9 protein-coding genes are annotated in these 9855 nt (G+C 45.3%); 2 read left to right on the top strand and 7 right to left on the bottom strand.

The annotated features are described in order from the left end of the window. Positions 1 to 138 precede the first annotated feature (138 nt). From F6K37_RS23365 to F6K37_RS23355, 3 genes are all read right to left on the bottom strand, one after another. Positions 139 to 1002: an ABC transporter permease gene (locus F6K37_RS23365; RefSeq protein ID WP_044492088.1), complete on the bottom strand. Its 864-nt coding sequence runs from the start codon at positions 1000 to 1002 to the stop codon at positions 139 to 141. Between the two features lie 327 nt (positions 1003 to 1329). Next, entirely contained in the window at positions 1330 to 2454 is a 1125-nt protein-coding gene (locus F6K37_RS23360) for an ABC transporter substrate-binding protein (RefSeq protein ID WP_287252431.1), read from the bottom strand. A gap of 221 nt (positions 2455 to 2675) precedes the next feature. Continuing rightward, positions 2676 to 3830: an ABC transporter ATP-binding protein gene (locus F6K37_RS23355; protein WP_287252429.1), complete on the bottom strand. Its 1155-nt coding sequence runs from the start codon at positions 3828 to 3830 to the stop codon at positions 2676 to 2678. A 36-nt stretch (positions 3831 to 3866) separates the two neighbouring features. On the opposite strand from F6K37_RS23355, the gene F6K37_RS23350 reads away from it, so the two are divergent. Both F6K37_RS23350 and mrdA read left to right on the top strand, forming a co-directional pair. Further along, a complete protein-coding gene (locus F6K37_RS23350) occupies positions 3867 to 3995 on the top strand; it encodes a hypothetical protein (protein WP_267871969.1) in 129 nt (42 codons plus the stop codon). A gap of 375 nt (positions 3996 to 4370) precedes the next feature. Then, a complete protein-coding gene (gene mrdA, locus F6K37_RS23345; protein ID WP_287252427.1) occupies positions 4371 to 6149 on the top strand; it encodes a penicillin-binding protein 2 in 1779 nt (592 codons plus the stop codon). 212 nt (positions 6150 to 6361) lie between these two features. Here mrdA and ispE read toward each other — a convergent pair whose 3' ends face one another. From ispE to folB, 4 genes are all read right to left on the bottom strand, one after another. Beyond that, entirely contained in the window at positions 6362 to 7312 is a 951-nt protein-coding gene (ispE, locus tag F6K37_RS23340; protein ID WP_008178458.1) for a 4-(cytidine 5'-diphospho)-2-C-methyl-D-erythritol kinase, read from the bottom strand. Next, complete coding sequence (rsmA, locus tag F6K37_RS23335) at positions 7281 to 8129, bottom strand: 16S rRNA (adenine(1518)-N(6)/adenine(1519)-N(6))-dimethyltransferase RsmA (protein ID WP_287252425.1); 849 nt, start codon at positions 8127 to 8129, stop codon at positions 7281 to 7283. The genes ispE and rsmA overlap by 32 nt, the downstream gene beginning before the upstream one ends. Positions 8130 to 8528: 399 nt before the next feature. Next, on the bottom strand, positions 8529 to 9494 hold the full coding sequence (locus F6K37_RS23330; protein WP_008178450.1) for a CBASS cGAMP-activated phospholipase: 966 nt from the start codon (positions 9492 to 9494) through the stop codon (positions 8529 to 8531). 37 nt (positions 9495 to 9531) lie between these two features. Continuing rightward, a partial coding sequence (folB, locus tag F6K37_RS23325; RefSeq protein WP_287252422.1) for a dihydroneopterin aldolase occupies positions 9532 to 9855 on the bottom strand: 324 nt, incomplete at its 5' end.

Here is a 9855-nt window from a genome sequence, read left to right as displayed (position 1 = left end):
TACTCCCTACTCCCTACTCCCTACTCCCTACTCCCTACTCCCTACTCCCTACTCCCTACTCCCTACTCCCTACTCCCTACTCCCTACTCCCTACTCCCTACTCCCTACTCCCTACTCCCTACTCCCTTTACTATAGTGCTAGGGCTGTGCTTTTGGATCACCATACTTAATCAAAAGTGCGATCGCTATACTCACCACCAAAATTAACATCATACTCAAAGCTGACCCAAATCCCCAGTTTTGAGTAGCTCCTAAAAACTGGTTATAAATCAATCTTGCTCCAGTCATACTCGATGCTCCCCCTAGCAATTCCGGATTAACAAAATCCCCTAATCCAGAGATAAATACCAGCAAAGAACCTGCAGCAATTCCTGGTAGAGTTTGGGGTACGGTTACCTTCCAAAACGTTTGATAGGGATTTGCCCCTAAATCTGCCGCCGCTTCTAACAAACGTTTGTCTAATTTTTCTATAGACGCATAGAGAATCAACACCATATATGGCAGAAAGCTGTAAGCCATGGCAATCAATACAGCAGCACTACGATTGAGCAAATCCAACCCTGGTAGTCCAAGACTAGTCAGGACTGTATTGAGAACCCCAGTCGGTCGCAGAATGGTAATCCAGGCATAAGAACGCAGTAGAGAAGATGTCCACAACGGTAAGATAAAACCAAGCAGCAGTAAATTTTGCCACCGCTTGGGTGCTAGCTGAGCAATCCAATAAGCCACAGGAAATCCTAGCAGAAGACAAATCACAGTGGTTCCCATGGCCAAAAAAAGCGATCGCCCTATCACTTGCAAGATTACTGGATCAAATACCCGCAAATAATTATCAATACCAGAGGGATTGACCACATCTCCTGGTCTAATGTTGGGTACCAAACTTAGTTCAAAAATGACTAGGGTTGGCAGCACCAACAACAAAGCTAACCATATACCTGCTGGACTGAGCAATCCTAGGGGTTCTAACCACTGCCATCGTAAGTGTCTCTTATCTTGCATAACTGGGGACTCAGCAATGTTATCAGTAACGCTTTCAGTGTTATTTATCATTAGTTATTAGTCATTAGTTATTAGTCATTATTCCAAGATATATACCATTTTTTAATAAAAATGGTATATTTGATATATAAATTGAAAACTATTCAAAATGTGCTTGATTCTTTAGGATTTTATCACTCTAATTCTTGGAATGTTATTTGTTATCTCTAGCAATTATCAATAGCGTTACGCTCTTTTTTAGAGGTATTTTGAATGGTATGTTTATTTCTGCCGTTCCGTACTAGTTTCCTAAACTTTAGGGTGTTAAAAAGGGCTAATTCCTAACTCCTAACCACTGGTCAACTTAGTCCAGTAGCGGTCATAAAGTTCGCTAACTTCGTCAACAGGTGCAAGACCTTCACAACGTTCTAACGCTGATGATTCTGGAAACAAACTTTGATCCTCTTGGATTTCACGGGACAATAGCTTAAAGGCTTTTTGGTTTGGTGTGGCGAAGCTCAAGCGTTCACAAATTTGAGCAGCAACATCTGCTTCTAACATAAAGTTAATCCAAGCGTAGGCACCCTCAAGATTGGGAGCTGTTTTAGGAATTGCCAAGGTATCGGTCCACAAGGAAGAACCGCTTTTCGGTAGCACATACTGCAAATCTGGGTTTTCTGCCATGATTTCAGCAGCATCCGAGGAGTAACACATCGCAATCCATAAATCCCCACTCAGAATTTGCGATCGCCAAGCATCAGAAGAAAATGAAGCAATACTTGGTTTTAAGTCCACCAACGTTTCATAGGCTTTTTTAATCTCCTGGGGATTGGTAGAGTTGTACGAGTAACCCAACATTTTCAAAGTGGCACCCATCACTTCTCGCACATCGTTGAGCAAAGTCATCCGTCTCGATAATTTGTCTTTATCTTGCCAAAGATAGCTCCAATCCTCCGGTACTTTAGATAGTTTTTTGGAGTTGTAAATCAAACCCGTTGTTCCCCAGCTCAGAGGAATACTGTGCAAATTGTTGGGGTCATATATAGGATTGAGGAACTTAGAAAAAAGTCGATTCATTCCGATGATGCGTTCAAAGTCCAGTTTGAGCAACAGATCCAACTCAACCATCTTCCGCACCATGTAGTCAGACGGGTAGATAATGCTATAGGCTCCGCCCCCAGAAGCCTGAAGTCGAGCAAGCATAGCTTCGTTGGAATCAAAGACATCGACTAAAGCTTTGATTCCAGTTATTTCGGTAAAGCGGTCTAGTAGCTCATCATCGGTATAGTTAGTCCAAGTGTAGATAAATATTTTATTTCTGTCACCTGGTGAAGGAGGTGTTGGTTTCACCTTAGCTAGAGTCCAGCCACATCCAGACAGGGTTAGACCTGATAGGGTAGCGACAGTGGCTAGCTGTAAAAAGTTGCGCCTTGTAGGGCGTTTTAGGAATGATTGTCGATCCTTAGAAAGCACGATTGAAAAGGTTTAAGGTTGAGGTTTGTTGTTGCCCAGGCGTCCGAAGTAGGGTAGGTTTAATAAAGTTATTCAAAACCGATTACCGATTACCCATTACCCCAAAATGGATAGGATAATTAATCCACCAAAATTGATTTAGTAAACAACTAAAAATATCTGGCTTTCCTGAGCACTATTTTGCCAGCAAACTAGGCTCAAAAACTACCGAAATCTTTAAATTATTCCGCCAACACGCGACAATCCGTGGGTGCCCAACGAGCATAAATTGTCGTGTTAGGGTCTGGTAACTTGTTATTGGTGTTGGCAAGTATGACTCTGAGACAGTCGCCACTGAGTAACTCCACCACACATTGAATATGAGTACCCAGGTACATCGCGTGTTTGAGACGTCCTTCAAAGCAATTCATAGTAGTAGTAGTTGTTGTTACTGTTGGCGGGGAAAGACTCAGGCGAATTTTCTCTGGTCGTACACCTACTACAATATCCTGAGGATTAGAATTATCCAGGACTTCTCTAACGGATGGAGACTCAACCACAATCTTGATACCAGTCTTGGTGGTAATTTCGAGTGAGTCGGCATCGGACCGTTGCAGACGACCTTTAAATAAATTGGTATCACCGATAAAGTCCGCCACAAAGGTTGTCCGAGGATTTTCATAGATTTCTCTGGGGGAACCAACTTGCTCAATTTTACCTGCACGCATCACAGCGATACGGTCAGAAAGACTCATGGCTTCGTCTTGGTCGTGGGTCACCATCACAAAGGTTAACCCCAGGTCTTGATGGAGATTTGAAAGTTCCACCTGCATCTGTTTGCGCAGCTTGAAATCTAGGGCTCCCAAGGGTTCATCCAACAACAGCACCCCTGGCCGATTAACTAATGCTCTGGCTAATGCCACTCGTTGCTGTTGACCCCCAGACAGTTGAGGGGGATACCGATTCGCCAATCCCTCTAGTTTCACTTGTTTGAGGGCTGCTTTGACTCGTTCCTCAACCTCCAATGAGGGTAGCTTTTTTAGCCGTAGACCGAAGGCAATATTTTCGGATACACTCAGGTGATTGAATAGAGCATAACTTTGAAAGACCGTATTGACAGGTCGGCGGTGTGGTGGAATATGATTCATCGAGCGTCCCTGAATCATTACTTCCCCAGCTGAAGGCATCTCAAATCCTGCTACTAAACGCAAGGTTGTAGTTTTGCCACAGCCAGACGGACCAAGAATGCTAAAAAATTCTCCTTGACGGATACTTAAGTCAACACCACGGACAACGGTCTCGGTGTCGAACACTTTAAAAACCTTGCGGAGTTCAACATCAAGTTTAGCTGTAGTCGTAGCAGTCGGACGTGGTTCTTTAACAGTCGTTTGAAACATGGTGGTTATTTCAGCAGTAGTGATGCCCCCAGAGTCATGCCTCGTCTGTCTGCATCTGTGCAACACGGTTTCTCTCCTTGGGTTTATTTTATCCTCGAACCTAAAAATACTCCTGCAGTAGCTAAACAGATCTGCACTGATCCAGTAGCTGAGGTGCGGAAGTAAATTGCTGGGTATTAGGCTTGACTAGGAGGTATTAGGCTAATGGTAAGAGCTATTGAACAGGGGCAAATCAGAGCCTCCTTAATCAAGGATTTGGGGCGGCTGTAGGCTAACCGGTGTGGGCAATTAATCGGGCATGTTCCAATTTTGCTCACTACACCCGGTCACCGTAAACCCCATATCCAGTTTTAACCGACAAGCTTGGGGCGTGAGTCCTGTTGTTTTGTTGTCAATTGTCAATCCTTAATTCTTAATTGAAAAGGGGGACGTATTGGGAATCCAAGCCAATAGGTTACTGCATTGATCAGGTGACTATTCGCCTTAATTGCCCAATCCCGTGTTCTCCAAGTCCGATTCCCCATTCTCAGACCTCTCACGATGACATTAATTCAGCCTTCCTTATCTCCATTTGCAGTATATCGATCTAATTCCCGCACTGTCGGACGCAAATACCAATCCGTAGTGATTATGGTACTGATGAGCCTATTCTTGCTGGGGGGAATTGGTTCCCGTTTAGCTTATTTACAGCTAGTTCAAGGGGAACGCAACCAAAAGCTGGCAGAAAATAATCGGATTCGTCTGATTCCCAAGCCCCCTATACGGGGCAATATTTTTGACCGTAAGGGAAGAGTATTAGCTAGCTATCGGTTGTCTCACTCGGTATTTGTATGGCCGATGGTTCTTAGGCAGGAGCAATGGCCCCAAACTCGCAAACGCCTGTCCCAAATTTTGAAGATACCAGACGCTGAGATTCAAAAGCGTCTGGAACAAGCGGGCTATAACTCTCCTTACCTACTTCGGATTGCCCGTGGTGTTACTCCCGCTCAAGTTACTGCCTTGGCTGAGTACAGCAATGAATTACAGGGGATAGAGGTGGATATTGATGCAGTGCGGTACTATCCCCATGGGAAGCTATCGGCTCATGTTCTAGGTTATACTGGAGAGTTAGACTATGAAGAGCTGCAACGGCGTAAAGCGGACGGCTACCGCCTCGGTGATGTGGTTGGCAAAATGGGGGTGGAGAAGTCCTATGAGCATCTGCTACGGGGAGAATGGGGCGGTCAGCAAGTAGAAGTTGATGGTGCTGGACGAGTCGTCAGGGTTCTGGGTCAGAAACAGGCAAAACCGGGTAAACCTATCCATATAAGCATCGATCTAGACGTGCAGAAGGCAGCCGAGGCAGCATTAGGCGATCGCAAAGGGGCAGTCGTGGCTATAGACCCCAACACCGGTGCTGTCCTCGCAATGGTTTCTCGTCCAACCTTTGACCCGAATATTTTCTCGACTCGCATCACCTCAGAAACCTGGCGAAAGCTACAAGGCAGAGGGAATCCGTTTATCAACCGGGCAATGCGAGGGTTTCCTCCAGCCAGTACATTTAAGGTAGTCACGGCTTCGGCGGGTATGGAATCTGGTCGGTATTCTCCCAGAACTGTTTTACAGACTTATCCTTACCTTTATGTGGGTGGTCATGCCTTTGGGGAGTGGAACCGAGCCGGATTTGGTCGAATGGGATTTGTGGGTGCTATGGCTTGGAGCAGTAACACCTTCTTTGGTCAAATCGGTCGAGGGGTTGGGGGGAAAACCCTGATTGAATGGGCTCGTAGATATGGCTTTGGTGAAAAAACTGGTATTGAGTTATCTGGGGAATCCCGTGGTTTGATAGTGGATGATGCCTGGAAGCGGAAAAACTACAATTGGGGATGGACCGTGGGAGATACCATCAATATGTCTATTGGTCAAGGGTTTACCCTAGGAACACCCTTACAATCCTCAGTGATGTTTTCTGTAGTTGCCAATGGCGGCTATCGGGTTAAACCTCACTTGCTCAAGAACAATCAGGATGCCATCAAAGGGCGAGTGTCGATTAATATGAAGCCATCAACGATTCAAACCCTGCGCCGAGGATTGCGAGCTGTGGTTACTGGGGGAACAGGAGCGGCATTGAGGGTGCCAGAGTTACCTCCTGCCGCTGGTAAGAGTGGAACAGCAGAGGCTCCTCCTGGCAAAGCTCATGCTTGGTTTGGTGGTTTTGCACCCTATGATAAACCCGAGATTGCGGTTGTTGCTTTTGTGGAACATTCCGGCGGCGGTGGAGGTTCAGTGGCAGGACCGATTGTGCGCCAGGTGATGGAGGCTTATTTCAAGCATAATTAGTGATTGAAACTCTGGTTAGTCACTTTTGAATCAGGACTAACCACCATTTTTGAATTCAAAATGAATAGCTTGATAATTTTGAATTGTTGACACCGGATACAAGCCCCTATTTTTGAATTGGAGCGAAGCGATGTTTCAAACCCCCGAATTAATTCCTGGGGTATTTTTGAATTTTGAATTTATAATTTTGAATTGGAGCGAAGCGACTTGACTCAAGGTGTTGACATTATCTGAATTCCCTGAGTCGATAACTTGGTCACCCAAAATTCCAAATCTGGGTCAGTAATATCAATGCTTACTTTCTGTTGAATTTCCTGGGCTTGCTCCTGGGACTCGCACAGGGCAAATACCGTCGGACCGGAACCAGACATCATGGTTCCTATGGCACCGCTATTCTCAAAGGCTTTCCGTAGTTCCAAGACTTGGGGGTGATTGGGTAACACCACTTTCTCTAAATCATTGCGCAATAGTTTTCCGATCTTTCCCCCATCCTTATTGAGGATTTCCTTAACCATCGGACCACTATGAAAACGATTAGCACGGGATTCTAAGTCCTCAAGCTCCCGGATATAGGTTTCCCCAAACTGAGCCCGATAAGTCTGATAAGCCCAAGCAGTAGAAACCATCAGACTGCGGTATTTCCCCAAGACGACATATAGAGAATCCAGTCCCGGTAGGGCAGACAGCCGTTCACCTCTGCCCAGAGCTAGAGCAGTGCCACCAGCAAGGCAAAACGGCACATCCGATCCAAGCTGTGCTGCCAATTGTTCTAATTCCGGGTGGGTTAATCCCAATTGCCACAACATATCGATTCCTACTAACACAGCCGCTGCATCCGTGGAGCCACCAGCTAGTCCAGCGGCTACAGGAATTCGCTTGTGGATAGTAATTTCTACACCGCCCAAGTTAGCAAAATACTCAGGAAACTCCTCCCACATCAAGGCAGCTGCTTTATAAGCGAGGTTGCTTTCATCCGTTGGCACTTCGGGATGATGACAGTGGACTTTAATCTCCTGTGTACCAATGGCACGGATATCGATTTGATCAGCTAATTCGATGCTTTGGAGAATCATTGCGAGTTCGTGATAACCATCACCCGCATCACCGATGATTTCCAAATACAGATTGATTTTAGCTGGGGCATTTAGGGAATAAGAATGCATTCTTTATGGTGATCTGATTAGCTAGGGCTATCCATTGAGCAACACTAAGGTCTTCGGCTCGGGCTTGAGGGCTTATTTCTAATTGTTCCAGCAATTGGGTGATGCGATCGCGTTCAATTACAGATTTGAAATTATTGCGCAACATTTTACGTTTGCTGCCAAAGCCCAGTTTCAATAGTGTCTCTAAGCATCTGGGGTCAGAAGCTGGTGGTTCGGCTAGGCTCGGATGTAACCGCACGACAGCGGAATCGACCTTGGGGGGAGGAGAGAAGGCCGACCCAGGTACATCGCAAATCAATTCACATTCGGCGAGATACTGCACCCGCACTGATAATGCCCCGAATTGTCTAGAACTGGGTTTGGCATATAACCGCTGAGCTACTTCTTTTTGCACTAGCAGCACGATTAAATCAAACCCTGGCACAGCTGGCTGAGTAATGGTACCTAGTAACTTTTCCAGAATCGGACCGGTAATATTATAGGGGATATTGGCAACCACTTTATTAGGTTTTTGGAAATTGGAAAAGTTAGCTAACAAGGTATCTAAGTCTAGGGATAGAAAGTCCCCTTGCAGCAGTAAAAAATTATCTATTTTACCGAGTTTTTTAACTAATAATCGGCACAAGTCTCGATCAATTTCTACGGCCACTACAGACTGAACAAAAGGCAGTAAGCGCTGGGTAAGAATGCCAGTACCCGGACCAATTTCTAGAATGCGATCGCTTTTTTGTAAATTAGCAGCTGTCACGATTTGGTTCAGTGCCTCCTCGCTACGCAGCCAATGTTGAGCAAATTTTTTACGAGCTTTTAAGGTCATTGCCCAATTTTATAGCATTTCTCAATTCAGTACCCAATTGTTAAGCATATGCCCTACGCGCAGGCTACGCCAACAGCTATCAGCTCTCAGCTCTCAGCTTATGGGCTATGGGCAAGCTTATTGAGTAGGAAACCGTTAATAATAAAAGAGGTAAGCATTGGAATAATGCTGAGTTACGTCTTTAGAATAAAAGAGGTAAGCATTGGAATAATGCTGAGTTACGGAAAGCACCTCAATTAGCTTTGCCAACGGCCAACGGCTGACTGCTGACTGCTGACTGCTTACATCACGTCTAATCAGGTTTATCCCATAAATGTTAGTGTTTAATTAACCAGTAACAAGTAAGCAAGTTCCTTGAATTATCAGTAGTAAACCGACGAACAGGAGCTCAAAGGTTCATCAATTTATTTCCAGGAAGTTCTGGAACAAACCTTGGTTTTGCCAGGCGTAATTCTTGGCAACACGCTTTAACTGGGCAATATTGCTCCGAGTCGCATCATCCATTGTGTCATTAGTGATTTGCGGTTGTAGACGCAGGTAACGAGAAACTGTTGCATCCTCAGATTCTAAGCTACCGATCAACTCTTTGGTAATATACCGGTGAATGTCACAAGGAGCATCAAATAGCACTTCAATCAATCGTCCTTGCCATCCCCATTGTCCCAATCCCCAGCCTCTAGCTTTTTCCCAAGGAATGGGGCGGTTGGATTCTCCTGTGCCAATCGAGATGATAGAAATTTCCTTAAGGGAATGATTTAACCGGATCGCTTCAGCTAATGCACAGCTTGAGGGATTATTCGCCCCAACTCCACCATCAATCGCTGAGTAAGTCTTGCTTTGAGTCTTGAGCTGATGGGCTGGAAAATAGGTGGGGGCAGATGCGGAACAGACACAGGCTTCCCACAAGGGAACATGGAAATAATCTTTGTCTTCACGCCAGCTTTTAAATATAATCGGCATCCGACTCATAGTGTCATAGGCTGTGATCAACAGCCGAGGTGAATCGTAGATATCCGACAGCTTGGTCGTCCCAAACTGCTCTTTCATCACCTCAATTAACCCCTGATTGGAGTGTTTAGGAGCAGAAAGACCATACTTAAGGATAACCTTGAGCCGCTTTAGTGAAAAACGGCTGGTGTAGCGGAAAATTCTTTCCCCTTTCTGTTCATAAAGTTTAATCATCTCCCGGCTAGGGATGCCAGTGGCAATGCCGGCAGCCAAAATTGAACCAGTGGAGGTACCTGCAATTAAATCAAAATACTTGTTGAGGGGCTGGTTAATATCTTTTTCCAATTCTGCCAAGATTACTGCTGCAATAACGCCCCGAATACCACCGCCATCTAAGCTGAGTATGCGAAAAGTCATGATCCCCCTAAAAACCCACGATGTTGAATTAATCCTCCTAACTATTGTGACGGGTTCTAGTCACTTCCAGGGTGATCTTACCTCCAAAATCCGGAATTGGGGCACCAGGTTTGCTTAACTGCACCTGGACTTGCTGCACCTGATCGAATTCTAGGATCGCATTAGCAATTTGTACTGCCAATTTTTCGATCAGGGCACATTTTGAGGTTTTAACCAAATGCTTGACAGTATCAATAGTTTGCCGATAATCCATGGTATCGCTAAGGTCATCACTTTCTCCCGCAGGGCTTAGATCTAGCCACATGGTCAGGTCTACTTCAAACCACTGTCCTAGGGTCTGTTCTTCGGGTAGGTAGCCAGA

The sequence above is a fragment of the Moorena sp. SIO4E2 genome, from assembly GCF_010671945.1.
In the GTDB taxonomy this organism is placed as follows: Bacteria; Cyanobacteriota; Cyanobacteriia; order Cyanobacteriales; family Coleofasciculaceae; genus Moorena; species Moorena producens.
This window is presented reverse-complemented; position numbering and strand designations above follow the sequence as displayed.